This window comes from Niveibacterium microcysteis (genome assembly GCF_017161445.1).
Taxonomy (GTDB): Bacteria; Pseudomonadota; Gammaproteobacteria; order Burkholderiales; family Rhodocyclaceae; genus Niveibacterium; species Niveibacterium microcysteis.
In genome coordinates, this window is sequence record NZ_CP071060.1 from 1,265,103 (window position 1) to 1,282,928 (window position 17,826).

The following is a 17,826-nucleotide window of genomic DNA, read 5'->3' on the forward strand; positions in this document are numbered from 1 at the left end:
GTGGCGGCGGCAGTGTAGCAGGGCCCCGGCGCGGGGCACCTCGCTAGGCGCGTTTGTCGCCGCGCACGCCGAAGCGTTTGACGAGGCCGTCGAAGTACAGGTGTAGCGCCCCGAGTTTCGGGTTGCCCGGGTCGGCTTTTTGCAGCCTGTCGATCAGGCCGCGAGCCTGTTCGGCGTGATGGGGCTCCCAACCGCAGTGCTCGATGTACTTGAGCAGTGCGAGCGCTGCGTTATAGAGGACCATCGTGTTACCCGGCATGCGCCGCACCGCTTCCAGCATGTGCTCGACGGCCCCTTCGAAATCGCCGCGCTGCGCCATCCGCGCGCCTTCGCCCATCATGTCGCGGACTTCGGTCTTCATCTTCTGCGCCAGATGGTTGCCGAGCTCCGATCGCCCGAGATCGCCAAGCATCTTCGTCACGCCATCGACGGCCGCATCGTCAGGGGCGTTCCGCATGATGTCCATCACAACGTCGGCGGCCTGGGCGTCGAGCTTCTGTTCGATACAGACTTTGGCGAGGTCCTTCTTGAGCGACGAAGTTGCGCCGAGGCGTGGGTCAAGCAGGTTGACTGCCCGTTCCGCGGCCTCGCTGGCCTTGACGGTGTCGCCCTGCTGGGCGAACACCATCGCGGACGAGAGCGCCTTGCAAAGTTCGGTCTTCGGCAAGCCTTGCATCGACTTCTCGAGATCGCGCATCGTCGCGGTGGCACGGTCTGGCGCACCGACGCCCAGTTGAGCCTTTACGAGCTTGACGTGGTCCTCGGGGTCGCGGAAATCGGAATATTTGCCCTTCCGCACCACTTCGTTAAGTGTTCGCTCGGCGGTTTCGAGGTCACCGAGCTCCAGCGCCACCTCGCCAATCCGCCGCATGCGGCGAAGCGTGTGCGGGGAGAGTTCGGATGCTTTCTCCAGCGCGGCGCGCGCTTCTGCAAGGGCGCCAACGGCCTCGCGTGTCTTTGCCAGCCAATCCCAGGCGTCGAGATACTGCTCGCTCTCGTTGAGCAGGCCGATCAGTACTTGCTCTGCCTCGTCGTAACGCTTGCGCATATGAAGCGCCTTGGCGAGGCCCAGCTTGGCCCACGGCACGGCTCTGCGTTCCAGCACCTTTTCGTAGACCGCTTGAGCATCCTCGGCACGGCCGGTATTTGCGAGCAGCTCCGCGCGCAGGCGCAGGAAGTCGATCGCGTAGGCCGGGTACTTCAGCTCGCCTTCTTCGCAGGCGGTGATGGCGTCCGCTGCATTGCCGGCCTCGATCAATTGCCAGGCATGCATGAAGGCCTCGCGCTTGTTCAGCGCGCGCTCCAGACGGTTGCGCAGCAGATCGGGCGCAAAGGGTTTGAGGATGTAGTCATTGGGTGCCAGCTCTGCCGCGCCGACCACGCGTTCATAGCTGCGCTCCCCGGTGACCATGATGAACAGCGTCGAGAGCGGGATCAGGTGATGATTGCGGATGTCCTCAAGGAAGTGCTGCCCGTCCTGGCCTTCGCCGAGGTGGTATTCGCACAGGATGATGTCGAAGACCTCGTCGCGCAGCTTGCGGATCGCGGTGCCAGCGCTTTGCGCAGCCTGCAGTTTGGTGATGCCGCACATCGCCAGCATGTTGCGCAGCTGCGTGCGCATGTTGCTCTGGTTTTCGACTACGAGGACGGTGAGATCCTCGACCTTGCCCGCCATGTTGCGCCCCCCGCCTGAGTGCACCGGTCAACGGCAGCAAGGCCAACCGGCTTGAGACATTCCGCCGCTGGCCGCTCGACGGGGTGAGAGCCCCCGCTCGGCGACACCAAACAAAACGGCCGCGCTCCGAAGGGAGGCGCGGCCGTTTTGTTGGCGTGATGCGTTGGTCAGGCTGCGGGTTGAACGTTGCGCAGGCGGATGTGCAGTTCGCGCAGTTGCTTCTCGTCGACCGGGCTTGGGGCCTGCGTCAGCAAGCACTGGGCGCGCTGGGTCTTGGGGAAGGCAATCACGTCGCGGATCGAATCGGTTCCAGCCAGCAGCATCACGACGCGGTCCAGGCCGAAGGCCAGGCCGCCGTGCGGCGGGGCGCCATAACGCAGTGCGTCGAGCAGGAAGCCGAACTTGAGTTCCGCCTCGTCCTTCGACAGGCCAATGGCCGAGAAAACCTTCGACTGAACATCTTCGCGGTGGATACGGACCGACCCGCCGCCTACCTCATAGCCGTTCAACGCGAGGTCATAGGCCTTCGCGAGGCACTTGCCCGGATCGGTGGCGAGCAGATCCACATGCTCGTCCTTCGGTGACGTGAAGGGGTGGTGGCAGGCGTTCCAGCGCTTCTCGTCTTCGTCATATTCGAACATCGGGAAGTCGACAACCCACACCGGCGCCCAGGCGCGGCCGTCAACATGACCCTTTTCGTGGCCGATCTTGATACGTAGTGCACCCAATGCATCCGAAACGATCTTTGCCTTGTCTGCGCCGAAGAAGATCAGGTCGCCAGACTGCGCTCCGGTGCGTTCTAGGATCGTGCGCAGCGCCTGTTCATGGATGTTCTTGACGATCGGGCTCTGCAGGCCGGTCTCGTTGGGTTGCGTGACATCGTTGACCTTGATGTATGCAAGACCCTTGGCGCCGTAGATCTTCACGAACTCGGTGTAGCCGTCGATTTCGCCCCGCGACAGTGCGGCGCCGCCCGGGATACGCAGTGCGGTGACGCGGCAGGTCGGGTCGGCCGCTGCGTGGGCGAAGACCTTGAAGGCAACGTCTTGCAATGCATCGGCGACATCGACGAGCTCGAGCGTGACGCGCAGATCGGGCTTGTCCGAACCGTACTTGGCCATCGCGTCGGCGTAGCTGATGCGCGGGAAGGGGTTCGGCAGCTCGATGCCGGCGGCTTCCTTGAAGACCGTGCGGAACATCTCTTCCATGATCGCCGTGATCTCGGTCTCGGAGAGGAACGAGGTCTCGATATCGACCTGGGTGAATTCCGGCTGGCGGTCGGCGCGCAGGTCCTCATCGCGGAAGCACTTGGTCAGCTGGTAGTAACGGTCGAAGCCGGCCACCATCAGCATCTGCTTGAAGAGCTGCGGCGACTGCGGCAGCGCGAAGAACTGACCGTCGTGAACGCGGCTCGGCACCAGGTAGTCACGCGCGCCTTCCGGCGTGCTCTTCGTCAGCATCGGAGTTTCGATGTCGATGAAGCCCTGGTCGTCGAGGAAGCGGCGGAAGGCACGCGCAGTGCGATAGCGCAATTGCATGATCTTCTGCATGTACGGACGGCGCAGATCCATCACGCGGTGCGTCAGCCGCACGGTCTCGGAGAGGTTCTCATCGTCGAGCTGGAACGGGGGCGTCACGGAGGGGTTCAGCACTTCCAGTTCATGGCACAGCACTTCGACTTCGCCGGAGATCAGGTTGGCGTTGGTCGTGCCTTCCGGGCGACGACGCACCTTGCCGACTACCTTCAGACAGAACTCGTTACGCACCGATTCTGCAACGGCGAAGGTGTCCGGACGGTCGGGATCGCAAACGACTTGCACGAGGCCTTCTCTGTCGCGCAGATCGATGAAGATCACACCGCCATGATCGCGACGGCGGTGAGCCCAGCCAGTGAGGGTAACGATTTGGTCAAGATGGGCGGCGCTGACGAGCCCGCTGTAACAGGTACGCATGAAAAACTCCGGAGTGCTTTATTTGTTCTGTTGCTGCCGCGAAGTGTTCGGCAGCAGGAATTCTGATTTGGGCGCTGCGGCGTCTGACTGACGCTCAGGGCTGAATGCGAGCCAGGCATTCAACCCGGCCGATTTCGCCCTGGATTGGCCCGGCCGGTCCTTGGGTTGGGCCTCTGGCAGGGCGCCCATTGTCCAGAATGGTCAGGCAGCGTCAACGCTTGTGCCCGCCGTGGTGACTGCTGGGCGTCACGACACCCATCGAGATAATGTACTTGAGCGCTTCGTCGACCGTCATATCGAGTTCGACGACGGCTTCCTTGTGCATCATCAGGAAAAAACCCGATGTGGGGTTCGGTGTGGTCGGCACGTAGACGCTGACATGCTCTCCGGGCAAATGGCGCGCAACCTCTGTGCCCGGCGCCCCTGTAAGAAACGCGATGGTCCAGCTGCCTTCACGCGGGTACTGCACCAGAAGCGCCTTGCGAAAAGCTTGGCCGTTGGGCGCGAACAGTGTGTCCGACACCTGCTTGACGCTGGAATAGATCGACTTGACCACAGGAATGCGTGCGAGCAAACCTTCCCAGAAGCCAAGAATGCGTTGGCCGAAGTAGTTGGCAACAACCACCCCAGTCAGTACGACGACCAGCAGCGTGAGCAACGCGCCCAGCCCGGGAATTGCGAATCCTAGGAAATGCTCAGGGCGCCATGTCTCGGGCAGCAGCAACAGCGACTGGTCGAGCGTACCTACAATCAGGTGGAGGACCCACACGGTGATCGTCAGTGGGACCCAAATCAGGAGCCCGGCAATCAGGTACTTCTTGAAAGGCATCAGTGACAGGCGCAGTTTCCACCGCACCCGGCGGCTTTAGGGGTTTCGGTGCTCGTGGATGTGTCGGCAGGCTTCGCGCTGGCGCCACCGCCTTTGAAGTCAGTTGCGTACCAGCCGGAACCTTTTAGCTGAAACCCGGCCGCCGTCAACGCCTTGCTGAACGCATCGTGCCCGCAGGACGGACAGGTTGTCAGGGGCGCATCTGAGACCTTCTGCAGGACGTCCTTCTGGAAACCGCAATCCGCGCAGCGGTATTCGTAGATCGGCATGGCTAAGCTCCTGAAAATCAAGCCCAAAATTCTAACGCATCGCAGCATGGATTGCTTGCGAGGGCGCTTAGTGGGAATTTCGGGCCGCCGACCCGGTTTGACAAGAGGGCAAGCCGGCCGGATGGGGTGCTGATCGTCGCACCGGATGGCGCGAACTACATCTGCGCCAAGTAACTGCTGGTCAGGCTGGGCCCCCAGTACAGCGCAACGACTCCGGCGCCGGCGAGGTAGGGGCCAAAGGGGATAGGGGTGCTTCGACCGTGCCGTGCAAAAACGATAAGTGCGATACCAACGACTGCGCCGATCGCCGACGAGGCCAATATCACCAGCGGAAGCTGTTGCCACCCAACAAAAGCACCAATCGCAGCCAGCAGCTTGAAATCGCCATACCCCATGCCTTCCTTGCCTGTGGCCAGCTTGAACAACCAGTAGACCGACCAAAGCGCAAGATAGCCCGCCGCAGCACCGATGACCGCGACGTCCAGCGGTACATAGGTGCCCCCAACGTTGAGCAACAGGCCCAACCAAAGTAGGGGCAGTGTGATGGAGTCCGGCAACAGCTGGGTGTCAAGATCGATGAAGGTCAAGGCAATCATCGCCCATCCAAACGCCATTGCGCCCAGCGCGGCCCAAGTGAAACCAAAGTGCCACGCCGCGACCGCAGCGGATACCCCTCCGAGTAGCTCAACGAACGGGTATCGGATACCAATCGACGCCCGGCAATGGGCGCACCGCCCACGCAAGATCAAGTAACTCAGCAAAGGCACATTTTGCCAGCTGGCGATCTGCGTCCCGCAATGCGGGCATCGGGAGCGCGGTTGTGAAATCGACAGAGCGGGTGCGTTGGCAACGGGCACACCGCTAAGTTCCGCCGCCTGAGCATACCACTCTCTCTCCATGATCTTCGGTAGTCGATGGATCACAACGTTCAGGAAACTGCCAATGCACAGTCCAATAACGCAGCTCACTATTGCGAATAGTTCAGGCGGCGCGGCGAGGTCGTTCATGCAATTGTTTCCTCAGCTGCGTGTACGACAGCCAGAAAGGAGCGCCAGCGAAGAAGGGCGCAAAGGCTAATTGGGTGAGGGGCAAGCCGAGTGGGCGAGAGGAATGCCCTCGCCCCTCCTAGGCATTGACATTAGATTACAGTGCCAAGCTTGAAGATTGGCAGATACATTGCCACAACCAAGCCGCCGACTACGGTGCCCAGGAAAACAATAATGAGGGGCTCAAGGAGTTGGGATAGCGCGTCGACTGCGTCGTCCACCTCTCGTTCGAAAAAGTCAGCAACTTTTCCGAGCATACCATCCAGCTGGCCGGACTCCTCTCCAATGGAAACCATCTGGATGACCATTGTCGGGAATACGTTCACGTTCTGCATCGAAATGGTTAGGCTGGTGCCGGTGCTAACTTCGTTTTGCACCTGCTTAGTCGCGAGCTGATATACGCGGTTACCCGCGGCCCCTCCGACCGAGTCAAGTGCCTCGACGAGCGGAACGCCTGCTGCGAACATCGTAGACAATGTGCGAGTCCATCGCGCGATGGTTGCCTTTCGAATGATCTCGCCGATTACCGGGATATGAAGTATCAGGCGGTCCATCGTGAACTGCATATTCGGCGATCGCTTGTATGCGAAAGACAAACCGATGACAACGCCAGCAATTGTTCCAAATACTAGCCACCAATATGCGATGAAGAAATCGGACATCGCCATGACCATTAGTGTTGGAGCCGGAAGTTCTGCGCCGAAACTGGTGAACACCGATTTGAATTGTGGAATGACGAATAGCATCATGACCGCAACGACGCCGAACGCCACCGCCACAACCGATATTGGGTAGAACAGAGCGCCTTTAATTTTGCTCTTAATGGCGAGAATTTTCTCTTTGTAGATTGCCAGTCGATCAAGTAGCGCTTCTAGCGCGCCTGACTGTTCCCCTGCTGCAACAAGGTTTGCATACAAAGAGTCAAAGTAGACGGGGTGCTTCCTGAAGGCGTTCGCCAGACCCGCACCGGTTTCAATGTCCGCCCGAATCTCGTTCAGCAGGCGAGCGAGGGCTGGGTTAGAAGCCCCCTTGATAGCAATGTCAAATGTCTGTAGTAGCGGCACTCCCGACCTGAGCATCGTTGCAAGCTGACGCGTAAACAGCGCAATGTCTTTGTCCGTGACTTTTCCACCTTTGGAAAAGGAGCGCTTCTTCACCTTGGCGTTGCTGATCCCTTGGCGTCGAAGGTTGGCCTGGACGATCGACGCGCTGCCTGCGCGAGTCTCCCCCCGAACCACTCGACCGTTCTTGTCTTTGCCTTCCCAAGTGAATACGCCCTCTTCGGAGCCCTTTGGCTTGCGAACTGTTTTCGCTGCTGTCGCCATCTGCCTGCCCTGTTCTTAGTCGTTGGTACATGCCAGCACTTCGGCCAGCGATGTGACGCCTTGCTTAGCCTTGACCAAGCCTGACTGCCGCAGATCCCGAATCCCTTGTCGTTGGGCTTCCGCAGCGATATCGATAGAGTTGCCGTTTGTCATAATTATATGCGCTATCTCTTCGCCTACGGGCATGACTTGATAGATGCCGACACGACCCTTGTAGCCCGAACCCTTGCAACGATCGCATCCAACCGGGCCAAATAGTTCGAATGGCTCGCTCAGATCCTCGTCGGTGTAGCCTGCTTGCAACAAAGCTTCGATCGGGACATCGATGGGCTTTTTGCAGTTGCACAGACGTCGGGCAAGGCGTTGGGCGGTGATCATGATCACACTTGACGCGATATTGAACGGCGCGACGCCCATGTTCTTGAGTCGTTCCAAGGTTGTCGGCGCGTCGTTGGTGTGTAGCGTGGACAACACCAGGTGGCCGGTTTGGGCGGCCTTGATCGAGATCTCGGCGGTCTCGATGTCCCGTATTTCGCCGACCATGATCACGTCCGGATCCTGGCGGAGGAATGACTTGAGTGCAGCCGAAAAAGTCAGTCCCGCCTTGTCATTGACGTTGACTTGGTTTATCCCGGGTAGATTGATTTCTGCGGGGTCTTCCGCTGTCGAAATGTTGACGCCGGCCTTGTTGAGGATATTCAGGCAGGTATAGAGCGAAACCGTCTTGCCTGAGCCGGTTGGTCCTGTCACCAGCACCATACCGTATGGCCGTTCAACGGCATCGAGCAAGGCTTTGCGCTGATCGGGCTCATAGCCGAGAGCGTCGATGCCGAGCATCGCCGAACTCGGGTCAAGAATACGCATGACGATCTTTTCGCCGTGCAAGCAAGGCAGTGTGCTGACACGGAAGTCGATCGCCTTAGTGGCCGACAGTTTCAGCTTCATGCGGCCGTCTTGTGGGACGCGCTTCTCCGATATGTCGAGCCGCGAGATTACCTTGATACGTGCAGCGATCTTTTCCCGAAGCGCGAGCGGTGGTTGTGAGACCTCGCGGAGGATGCCGTCAGTGCGAAAGCGGATGCGGTAGTACTTTTCGTAGGGCTCAAAGTGGATATCCGACGCGCCCTCGTTGATCGCGTCCACCAGAATTTTCTGGATGAACTTGACTACCGGTGCATCGTCCACATCGGCGCTCTGAGCCGTGTCGGCCTCGGCGAGGCCTTCGGCGTCGGCCATCTCACCGAGTTCTTCGTCGATGTTGCCCGTGAGGTTTGACAGCGCGTCGTTCGTGCTCTCGCCAAGCTTTTGAGAAAGCTTCAGCAGCTTGTCGATTTCAACAATGATTGCGTCGACGGCAAGGCCTGTCTGAAACCGGATCTCGTCGAGCGCCCGCAGGTTTGTCGGGTCTGCGATTGCAACAGTGAGCTTGTTATTCCGTTTGGCGAGCGGGACGACCGAATGCTGGCCGATCAGTTTGCGATCGATCGCTTCGCGAGGGATCTGGTTCTCGTCGAAAGCGCCAATATCCAACATCGGGAATCCGAACGTTTCTGCGCAGAAGCGGGCGAGATCGCGCGAGCTGATGACGCCGCGTTGCGTCAGTTCGGCTGCGTAAGGTTGTTTCGACGTTCGTGCATGTTCCGCGATCTCTGCCGCTTGGGTTTCGGTCAGGCGACCGTGTTGCACCAGGGCTCTGGCGAGACCGCTTAGTGCGATTTGCTGAGGATTTGCAACCATGAAACAGCTGTCTCGACAAGGGATAGCGACCGGTGCGCGATCATGCGCTAGCGCTCAGGCCTTGTAAAGCCACGGCCGGCGGGGCTCGGCGGCGTGTCGCCGCTGCGGTGCCGACTCTTTGGGGGATGGCCGAACGTGTTGGCGGCGAGTTCTGCCATTCGGTGGCAGTAACGCGGCTATGAACTCAAACCGTTCACGGACGGCCGAGCAAGACCTCCAGAACGAAGCGCGTGCCAACGTATGCCAGCAGCAGGCAGGTGAAGCCTGCGAGGGTGAGGCGCAGGGCGCGCCGGCCACGCCATCCCCAGAGCATCCGCCCAGTAAGCAAAACGCCGAAGAGGAGCCAGGCTGCGATGGCGAAGACGGTCTTGTGAGACAGCGAAAGCGCCTTGCCGAAGAGGGCTTCGGAAAAGAACACGCCTGAGCCAACGGTCAGCGTCAGCAAAACGAAGCCAACTGCGACGAGTTTGAATAGCAGGCTCTCGAGCGTCATCAAAGGGGGGAGCGAGGCAAGCGCGCGGGTTAAACGGGCGCTGTGCAACTGTTTCTCGGCGGCGGCCATCAGCAACGCATGCAGGGCTGCAAGCGTGAACAAACTGTATGCCAACATCGCGACAACGAAATGCATGCGGAATGCAAGGGTGCTCGCGTTGGGGAGCGCATGTTCGCTAGGGAATATCGTCGGAAGCAGCACGGCCACCGCGGCTACCGGCATGGCCAGCGCCTGCAAACCTTCGATATGCGCGAAGAAGCTCTCGATCCAGTAGAACACCAAGGCCAACCACAGCGTCATCGACAGCGCGGCGGAAAAGCCGAAGCGCGGTGCGCTGCCGTCGGTGATGTCGAGGCCCAGCGAGGCTGCGTGCAGCAGCAGTGCGCCGAGCAGCGCAAAGCGTGCCAGGAACTGTTGGCGCGCAGTCGTTTCGCCCTGCAGCCTGCGGTAGGCAATGGCCAGGCCGATGTAGATCGAGGCGGCGGGCAGATGAAGTAGAATCGCAGGCATCTTCGCAGTTTACCTGAACGGCTGTGCGCTCAGCACGGCCGAGATTGCTCCCGGATCATGCTCGATAACTTGACTCAACGGCTCGCCAAGGTCGTCAAGACCATGCGCGGCCAAGCCCGCCTGACGGAAGACAACATTTCCGAGATGTTGCGCGAGGTTCGCCTTGCGCTGCTGGAGGCGGACGTTGCGCTGCCGGTGGTGAAGGACTTCATCGCGAAAGTCCGCGAGAAGGCCGTCGGTCAAGATGTGATCGGCTCGCTCACACCTGGCCAGGCGCTGGTTGGCGTTGTTCATCGCGAGCTGACCGAATTGATGGGCGGTGCTCAGGCAACGCTCAATCTTGCCACCCAGCCGCCGGCGATCATTCTGATGGCTGGTTTGCAGGGCGCAGGTAAGACCACCACGGTGGGCAAGCTCGCGAAGATGCTGCGCGAGAAGCAGAAGAAAAAGGTTCTCACGGTTTCGTGTGACGTGTACCGACCTGCGGCTATCGACCAATTGCAGGCAGTCTCGCAGCAGGCGGGGGCGGAGTTCTTCCCCTCTACGGTCGCGCAGAAGCCGATCGACATTGCCAATGCTGCAATTGACCACGCGCGCCGGCATTACTTCGATGTGTTGCTTGTCGATACGGCGGGTCGCCTCGCGATTGACGAGGCAATGATGGAGGAGATCAAGGCCTTGCATGCCGCGGTCAAACCCATCGAGACGCTGTTTGTCGTCGACGCGATGTTGGGCCAGGATGCCGTCAATACGGCACGGGCGTTCAATGAAGCGCTCCCGCTCACTGGTGTCGTGCTGACCAAGCTCGACGGCGACGCACGCGGCGGCGCGGCCTTGTCGGTGCGTCATGTCACCGGTAAGCCGATCAAGTTCACCGGTGTGGGCGAGAAGCTCACCGGACTTGATGAGTTCTATCCGGATCGGATGGCGAGCCGGATCCTCGGCATGGGCGACATCCTGTCGCTGGTCGAGGAGGCGCGTCAGAACGTCGACGAAGAGCAGGCCCGGGCTTTTGCGCAAAAGCTCAAGACCGGCAAAGGCTTTGACCTCAACGATTTCAAGAACCAGATCTCGCAGATGCGAAAGATGGGCGGCTTGTCCTCGCTGATGGACAAGATGCCGGCCCAGTTCGCCCAGGCCGCATCGCAACTTCAGGGCGGTGTTGAGGAGAAGGCCATTCGCCGGATCGAGGGCATCATCAATTCGATGACGCCTGCCGAGCGCGCGAAGCCCGAGTTGATCAAGGCGAGTCGAAAACGCCGGATCGCGACTGGTGCGGGCGTGCAGGTGCAGGAGGTTAATCGCCTGCTGAACCAGTTCGAGCAGACTCAGAAGGTGATGAAGCAGCTCTCGAAGGGCGGCATGGGCAAACTCATGCGGTCGATGAAGGGCATGCTGCCCGGCATGATGCGTTAGTCAGGGCTTTCGAGGGGCCGCCCATGTGCAGCGTAGGCTGTGGTGGGCGGCCTGTTCCGTTTACGGGACGAAACAGAGGGCTCGATTTAGCCTGGCAGGCGAAACGGGAAGCCCTCGATTGGCGGCTTTCTGCCTGCAACCAGATCCGCCAACGCAGCGCCTGAGCCGCAGGCGAGCGTCCACCCCAAGGTGCCGTGTCCAGTATTGAGCCACAGGCCTTTGGTACGCGTTGCGCCAATCAGCGGCAAGTTGTTCGGCGTCGCCGGGCGCAACCCATTCCAGGTTTCGCCTGCCTGCAGATCGGTAGCGCCGGGAAAGTGCTCCTCGGTCCAGCGCAGAAGCGCAGCGGTGCGTGCAGGGTTTGGAGCGGTGTCGAAACCGTTCAACTCTGCCGTGCCCGCGACACGCAAACGGTTGCCGAGTCGAGAGCAGACGATACGGCGTGTCTCATCTGTCAGGCTGACATGCGGTGCGGCGTCAGGCTCCAGAATCGGTAGCGTGACCGAGTAGCCCTTGACCGGATAGATCGGAAGACGCTCCCCGAGCGGCTCAAGCAGCCGCCCGCTCCATGGTCCGGCGCAGACCACGGCGGCGTCAGCGGATAGCGCGCCGGTGCGGCCGTGCTGGTCGACAATCTCAACGGTTGCAAACGCCTCGCCGACGGTCCCGATTGCCGTTGCGGTGGTGGAGTAGAGAAACTGAACGCCAGATGCTGCAAGTTCGTGCGAAAGGCGTTCGGCAAACAGGTGGGCATCTCCCGATTCGTCGTCCTGTCCGTGAAGGCCGCCAAGCAGGCGGGCGCCGCAGGCGGCCAACGCAGGCTCCAGGTCGATGCATTCACGCGCGGTGACGACGCGCGCGTGAAGCCCGCAACGTGTCAGTTCGTCCGCGCGATGCGGGGCCCGGCGGAACTCGCCTGCGTCGAAGAAGAGGTGTAGCACGCCGCGGCGTTCGGCGTCATAGTCCAGCGCTACCGCGCGCCGCATCGCCTTCAGGCATTCGAGGCTGTGCGCTGCAAGATGCGCGATGGCTTCGGTGTTGCGGCGGGTTCGGCCGGGCGTGCATTCACGCAGGAACGACAGGCCCCAGCGCCAGCGCGCCCATTCGGCCGGCATCCGGAACAAGAGGGGCGCATCCTCGCGGCCCAGCCAGCGCAGTATCTGCCCTGGTGCGCGCGGGTTGGCCCAGGGCTCCGGATGGCTCACCGAAACCTGGCCGCCGTTCGCGAAACTGGTTTCGAGGGCCGCGCCTTCGCGCCTTTCGATGACGGTGATGTCGTGCCCGTCGCGGGCGAGGTACCACGCGCTGACGACGCCTTCGAGGCCGGCGCCGATGATGACTATTTTCATGTGACCGATCGTTCTACGACGGTTGCCCATCCCTGTCCCGACGGCAATTGTACCCGGCGTCTCTGGCGAGTGCCGTTGCGCCGCGCGGCATAGGTGTTGCCTCTAATGTCGGCACGCGGGTTCGCGACCCATAATCGCAGTGCACAAACGCTACGGCGTAACGGTGTGTCGGCGTCTCAAGGGCGTAATCGGATCGGGGGGTCTGTTTACGGCTGACGCGGGCGCGCCCTACGCACGAACCTTGGGGGGAGCCATGCGTCGCGTCACGCTCACGCAGTATTTGATTGAACAGCAGCGGGAGCATCAGCAGATTCCGGTGAATTTGCGGTTGCAGATCGAGGTCGTTGCGCGCGCCGTCAAGGCGATCAGCGTCAACGTCGGCAAAGGCGCCATTGCCGGCGTGCTTGGCGAGGCGGGTACTGACAATATTCAGGGGGAGGCGCAGAAGCAGCTCGATGTCGTCGCAAACGAGATTCTTCTGCTCTCGAACGAGTGGGGCGGGCACCTGGCCGCGATGGCTTCGGAAGAGATGCCGCTGCCGTATCCGATACCGAATCGTTATCCGAAGGGCGAGTACCTGTTGCTGTTCGATCCGCTCGACGGCTCGTCGAACATCGACGTCAACATCTCGGTTGGCACTATTTTCTCGGTGCTGCGTTGCCCCGAGGGCGCCGAGGCCGACGAAAACGCTTTCCTGCAACCCGGCACCCAGCAGGTCGCGGCGGGCTATGCACTTTACGGCCCGCAGACACTCCTGGTGCTAACCGTCGGGGCTGGTGTGGTCGGATTTACGCTGGATCGCGAGTTCGGCGCCTGGGTGCTGACCAACCCCGACATGCGAATTCCGGAAGACACCCGTGAATACGCCATCAACGCCTCGAATGCGCGATTCTGGGATCCCGCGATACAGCGTTATATCGACGAGCTGGTTGCGGGCAAGGAGGGGCCTCGCGGCAAGGACTTCAACATGCGCTGGGTCGCGTCCATGGTGGCGGACGTGCATCGCCTGCTGACACGTGGCGGCATCTTCATGTATCCGCGTGATAAGCGTGATCCGAGCAAGCCGGGGCGCTTGCGCTTGATGTACGAGGCGAACCCGATGTCGATGATCGTCGAGCAGGCGGGAGGGGCTGCGTCGACGGGCAACCAGCGGATTCTCGATGTTCAGCCGGAGCATCTGCATCAACGCGTGCCGGTTGTGTTGGGGTCACGCAACGAAGTCGAGCGCGTCGTTCGCTATTACTCAGAAGCGTGATTCGTCGGGGTGTCTTGTTCAGGCATGGCGCGGATAGAATCCGGCCGTGCCTTCCGACTCCCCCAAATTGCTGCGTTTGAGCCGTGCCACGAACCAGCTTTGGCTGCGAGTGGCCGCGGTCACGGTTCTATCCCTATACGCCGCCTTTGCGAACGCCGCCGCGTTGAAGTTGAGTGCGCCCGACACCGTCCGCACGCTGATCCTCAAGCACGTCTCGGCGTTCGATGCGAAGCGAGCGGACACAACAGAGGACGAGGAGGCCGAACAGATCTCGGATGAGGGCGATACCCTTGCCCGTGTTCGGCGTGCGCGCAAAGAGATCCCTGGGCTTCTCGAGACTGAAGGCTATTTCTCGCCGCGCATCGAGGTGGAGCAGGAGCCCAACGGCCGCACGCTTGTGCGTGTAACGCCCGGACGGCGGACGACGGTTCGCGAGGTCGAGATCCGTTTCGCCGGCGAGTTGGCGGCGGATAAGGATGAGCGACAGGCGAGGCGGGCGGCACTGGTTGCCGCATGGCCGCTCACTAAGGATCAGCCCTTTACGCAAGCGGCCTGGGCGGCCGCCAAGGGCAAACTGCTGGCCGATGTGTCCAGCCATGATTTCGCCGCCGCACGAATCGCCGAGTCGGCGGTGGACGTGGATCCGGAGCGTGCAGCGGCGCGGTTGCTCGTCGTCGTTGATTCTGGTCCGGCCTTCCGCCTTGGCGCGATCGACCTGCAGGGGCTGTCCCTGTACAACCGTGACCTGGTCGAGCGCTACAACGTCTTGCGTGAGGGCGAGCCCTACGACTACGAACGTTTGGTTGCTTTGCAGAATGCGCTGCAAAGCACGCCCTATTTTTCTGGCGCCATCGTCGAGATTGACCGTGACCCCGCGCTTGCCGACGCGACCCCGGTGCGGATTGCGATTACGGAAGCGGAGCCGCGCCGCTTCGGCGTGGGCGTAGGTTTCAGCAGTAATACCGGTGCGCGCTCGGAAGTCAACTATCGCGACGCCAACCTTTTCGGCCGTGCCTTTGAGCTCAACAGTTCCGTGCGGGTTGAAGAGAAGCGTCAGTCCGCGTTCGCCGACGTCTTCCTGCCGCAAACGCATTCCGGCTTCCGAGACGCAGCCGGGATCACCTGGCTTAACGAAGACATACAGAACCTTGTTACCCAGCGTTTCTCCGTAGGTGTGCAGCGGATGCGTACGCTGCAGCGCTCCACGGTGCGCGTCAGCCTCAACTATCAGCGTGAGATCACGCGGCCTGAGGGCGCGGAGGAGCAGGTCAGCACTGCGTTCACGCTGAACTATGGGGCCGACGTTCGCACAGTGGATAACCCGGCGGACCCGCGTAGGGGTTACAGCGCCGGGTTCCAGATTGGTGGTGGAGCCCGGGCGCTGTTGTCGGACCAGAATTTCCTGCGCCTCTACGGACGTGCGCAGTATTTCCAACCGGTAGCTGAGTCCGGCACGCTCATTTTGCGCGGGGAGGGCGGTTACACCATTGCGCCGTCCAGCCAAGGTATTCCTCAGGATTTCTTGTTTCGCACCGGTGGCTCCCAGTCGGTGCGTGGCTATGACTATCAGAGCCTGGGTGTGGCTGAAGGCTCGGCCGTCGTGGGTGGTCGGACCTTGATGGTCTTGAGTTCAGAGTACGTGTACTGGGTCAGCGGTCCGTGGGGTGTCGCCACCTTTGTGGATGCAGGTGACGCGAAGGATACGTGGAACGACATGCGACTCAAGCTGGGTTACGGCGTTGGTGGCCGTTGGCGTAGCCCGGCCGGTCCGCTCGGAATGGACGTCGCCTATGGCCAGGAAGACAAGAAATTCCGCCTGCATTTCACGCTCGCCATTGCGTTCTGATTCGTCTGCAAGTGATTGTTCAACAAGGCCTGCAAGCGGATCTGTGGGTTTCGACGTACTCTCATGCCGTAGCGCGATACTGACGTTTGTTGTGTTCGAGCAACAATCGGCGTCGTTTCCGGGGGCTAAACACGGCTTTTGCCTTGCCGCCGAAATGCTGCACCCGCAACATCCTCCCATCTCTCTCATTGAGAGGCAGGAAGGACGACGGCTTCGGGGGTTTCCGCCGGCGTCGCATCTTCAGACTAAGAGGAGAATCGCATGCAAAAGAAACTGATCGCTGTGGCCATCGCCGGCCTGGCTGCCGCCCCGGCATTCGCCGTCGATACCAGCGTGACGCTGTACGGTCTGGTGGACGCAGGCTATTCGTGGCGCGGTGACAACTACGATTCCACCAAGGCTAACCGTCAAGGTTTCGATAGCGGCCAGTTGAACGGCTCGCGCCTCGGTGTTCGTGGTGTTGAAGAAATCACTCCGGGCCTCAAGGGCAAGTTCCAGATCGAAGCCGGCGTGAAGGCTGACACCGGCGGTAGCAACCAAGGTGGCCTGGCTTGGGGCCGTCAGAGCTGGGTTGGCCTGGACTTTGGCGCTGCTGAAGTGCGCTTCGGTCGCCAGTACACCCCGCAATTTAACCTGTACGCCGGCTATATCGATCCGTTCGGCCTGGGTGGCGTTGCTGAGACGAACAACGTCTTCACGCACATCGTCGCTCGCGCTGACAACGCTGCCTACCTCACCACGCCGTTCTTCGGTGATGTGTTTGCAGTGGAAGCGATGTACACCAAGTCGTTGGCTGGTGACGAAACCATCGAAAACGCGGGCAACCGTCGTTACTACTCGATCGCTCCGAAGCTGAAGTTTGGCAAGAACGTTTTCATCATGGCCAACTACAGTGATGCCAAGGTGAAGGGCGCTGCTGCTTCGGTTCAGTCGTGGGACATCGGTGGTGCGGTCGACTTCGGCGCGGCCAAGATCACCGCTGCCTATGCGCAACCGAAGGATGGCACCAAGCTGGATGCCAACGGCAACAAGATCAAGTACAACCGTTTCTTCGTCGGTGCGACGGTTCCGGTGGGCAACTTTGCGCTGCTCGCCTCCTACACCTACTCGAAGGACAAGAACGATCTGAACGAGAAGGCTCAGCAGGGCGGCCTCGGCGGTACGTACAACCTGTCGCCGCGCACCACGCTGTACGGTATCTACGGCCAGATCAACACCAGCGACGAAGTCAAGAGCGGCTACGAAGTGGCTGACGCGACCAACAGCGGTTTTGGCTATCGCAAGGGTGCTCAGTTCGGTGTTCGTCACACGTTCTGATCTGCACGCCACGTAGCAGAAAAGAAGGGCGCCGTAGGGCGCCCTTCTTGTTTTCTGATGCCTGCTTGTAAAAAAGTGGGCGCGGCGGCCAATTACGCCGCCCTTGAAGTCAGCGAGCGACTTGCCTTTCCCGGATCTCGTCCAGTGTCTTGCAGTCGATGCATTGGGTGGCGGTCGGGCGGGCTTCAAGACGTTTTAAACCTATCTCGACCCCGCAGCTGTCGCAATAGCCGTAGTCTTCGGCGTCAATGCGCGCCAAGGTCTGATCGATCTTCTTGACGAGCTTGCGTTCCCTGTCGCGGTTCCGCAATTCAAGCGCGATGTCCGACTCCTGGCTGGCGCGATCGTTTGGGTCTGCGAACGACGTTGCCTCGTCCTGCATCGTGTGCACAGTGCGCTCAATGTCTGACTGCAGATCCTGCTTCCAAGCCTCAAGGATCGAACGGAAGTGAGCAAGTTGCTTGGCGCTCATGTACTGCTCGCCTTTCTTCGGCTCGTACGGCTTGAAGTGGCGGTAGATCTCCTCAGCCATGATGGCTTTCCTCGGTCCAAGTGAGAAAGCAGCGTTAATAGCAGAATCAACTTTGGCTCGCAAGGAAATGCCAAGCGAGTGTATCCCGGTTGATGAGGGACGTTGCGGGAAGGTTGCGTTGCATCAGAATTCGGCGGCGGCACACGTTATGTTTGACGAACCCGGATTGGTTGTGTATATTCTTGCCCTCTCGGGGTGTAGCGCAGTCCGGTAGCGCGCTTGCTTTGGGAGCAAGATGTCGGGAGTTCGAATCTCTCCACCCCGACCAGCGAAGT

Annotated in this window: 14 protein-coding genes and 1 tRNA gene; 5 read left to right on the forward strand and 10 right to left on the reverse strand. The window is 60.7% G+C overall.

The window, feature by feature from the left end; genetic code table 11:
- Positions 1-43: 43 nt before the first annotated feature.
- The 8 genes from JY500_RS05865 to JY500_RS05900 form a co-directional block, all read right to left on the reverse strand.
- Positions 44-1,675 (reverse strand): tetratricopeptide repeat-containing response regulator, encoded by a 1,632-nt coding sequence (locus tag JY500_RS05865; protein WP_206255470.1) that lies wholly within the window; start codon positions 1,673-1,675, stop codon positions 44-46.
- 167 nt (positions 1,676-1,842) lie between these two features.
- A complete protein-coding gene (gene aspS / locus JY500_RS05870; protein ID WP_206255472.1) occupies positions 1,843-3,627 on the reverse strand; it encodes an aspartate--tRNA ligase in 1,785 nt (594 codons plus the stop codon).
- Between the two features lie 211 nt (positions 3,628-3,838).
- Positions 3,839-4,456 carry a DUF502 domain-containing protein gene (locus tag JY500_RS05875; RefSeq protein WP_172204038.1) on the reverse strand — a complete coding sequence of 206 codons (618 nt, stop codon included), beginning with the start codon at positions 4,454-4,456 and terminating at the stop codon, positions 3,839-3,841.
- Entirely contained in the window at positions 4,456-4,725 is a 270-nt protein-coding gene (locus tag JY500_RS05880) for an FmdB family zinc ribbon protein (protein WP_206255473.1), read from the reverse strand. Before JY500_RS05880 ends, JY500_RS05875 begins: the two co-directional genes overlap by 1 nt.
- Before the next feature lie 155 nt (positions 4,726-4,880).
- Positions 4,881-5,732 carry a prepilin peptidase gene (locus JY500_RS05885; protein ID WP_206255475.1) on the reverse strand — a complete coding sequence of 284 codons (852 nt, stop codon included), beginning with the start codon at positions 5,730-5,732 and terminating at the stop codon, positions 4,881-4,883.
- A 131-nt stretch (positions 5,733-5,863) separates the two neighbouring features.
- Positions 5,864-7,096, reverse strand: coding sequence for a type II secretion system F family protein (locus tag JY500_RS05890; RefSeq protein ID WP_206255476.1), 1,233 nt, complete (start codon positions 7,094-7,096; stop codon positions 5,864-5,866).
- Between the two features lie 15 nt (positions 7,097-7,111).
- Positions 7,112-8,833 (reverse strand): type IV-A pilus assembly ATPase PilB, encoded by a 1,722-nt coding sequence (gene pilB, locus JY500_RS05895; protein ID WP_206255478.1) that lies wholly within the window; start codon positions 8,831-8,833, stop codon positions 7,112-7,114.
- A 193-nt stretch (positions 8,834-9,026) separates the two neighbouring features.
- Entirely contained in the window at positions 9,027-9,836 is an 810-nt protein-coding gene (locus tag JY500_RS05900) for a cytochrome C assembly family protein (protein WP_206255479.1), read from the reverse strand.
- Positions 9,837-9,893: 57 nt separating this feature from the next.
- Here JY500_RS05900 and ffh point away from each other — a divergent pair, with 57 nt between their 5' ends.
- Positions 9,894-11,252 (forward strand): signal recognition particle protein, encoded by a 1,359-nt coding sequence (gene ffh / locus JY500_RS05905; protein ID WP_206255480.1) that lies wholly within the window; start codon positions 9,894-9,896, stop codon positions 11,250-11,252.
- Between the two features lie 86 nt (positions 11,253-11,338).
- Here ffh and JY500_RS05910 read toward each other — a convergent pair whose 3' ends face one another.
- A complete protein-coding gene (locus tag JY500_RS05910; protein WP_343073429.1) occupies positions 11,339-12,631 on the reverse strand; it encodes a D-amino acid dehydrogenase in 1,293 nt (430 codons plus the stop codon).
- A 223-nt stretch (positions 12,632-12,854) separates the two neighbouring features.
- On the opposite strand from JY500_RS05910, the gene JY500_RS05915 reads away from it, so the two are divergent.
- The 3 genes from JY500_RS05915 (at position 12,855) to JY500_RS05925 (ending at position 17,019) form a co-directional block, all read left to right on the forward strand.
- On the forward strand, positions 12,855-13,856 hold the full coding sequence (locus JY500_RS05915) for a class 1 fructose-bisphosphatase (protein WP_172204022.1): 1,002 nt from the start codon (positions 12,855-12,857) through the stop codon (positions 13,854-13,856).
- Positions 13,857-13,902: 46 nt separating this feature from the next.
- Positions 13,903-15,702, forward strand: coding sequence for an autotransporter assembly complex protein TamA (locus tag JY500_RS05920; protein WP_246479805.1), 1,800 nt, complete (start codon positions 13,903-13,905; stop codon positions 15,700-15,702).
- A gap of 261 nt (positions 15,703-15,963) precedes the next feature.
- On the forward strand, positions 15,964-17,019 hold the full coding sequence (locus tag JY500_RS05925; RefSeq protein WP_206255482.1) for a porin: 1,056 nt from the start codon (positions 15,964-15,966) through the stop codon (positions 17,017-17,019).
- 109 nt (positions 17,020-17,128) lie between these two features.
- On the opposite strand, the gene dksA is transcribed toward JY500_RS05925, so the two are convergent.
- Positions 17,129-17,551 carry an RNA polymerase-binding protein DksA gene (gene dksA, locus JY500_RS05930; RefSeq protein WP_172204018.1) on the reverse strand — a complete coding sequence of 141 codons (423 nt, stop codon included), beginning with the start codon at positions 17,549-17,551 and terminating at the stop codon, positions 17,129-17,131.
- Between the two features lie 191 nt (positions 17,552-17,742).
- On the opposite strand from dksA, the gene JY500_RS05935 reads away from it, so the two are divergent.
- Positions 17,743-17,819: transfer RNA gene (locus JY500_RS05935), tRNA-Pro, on the forward strand.
- Positions 17,820-17,826: the final 7 nt, after the last annotated feature.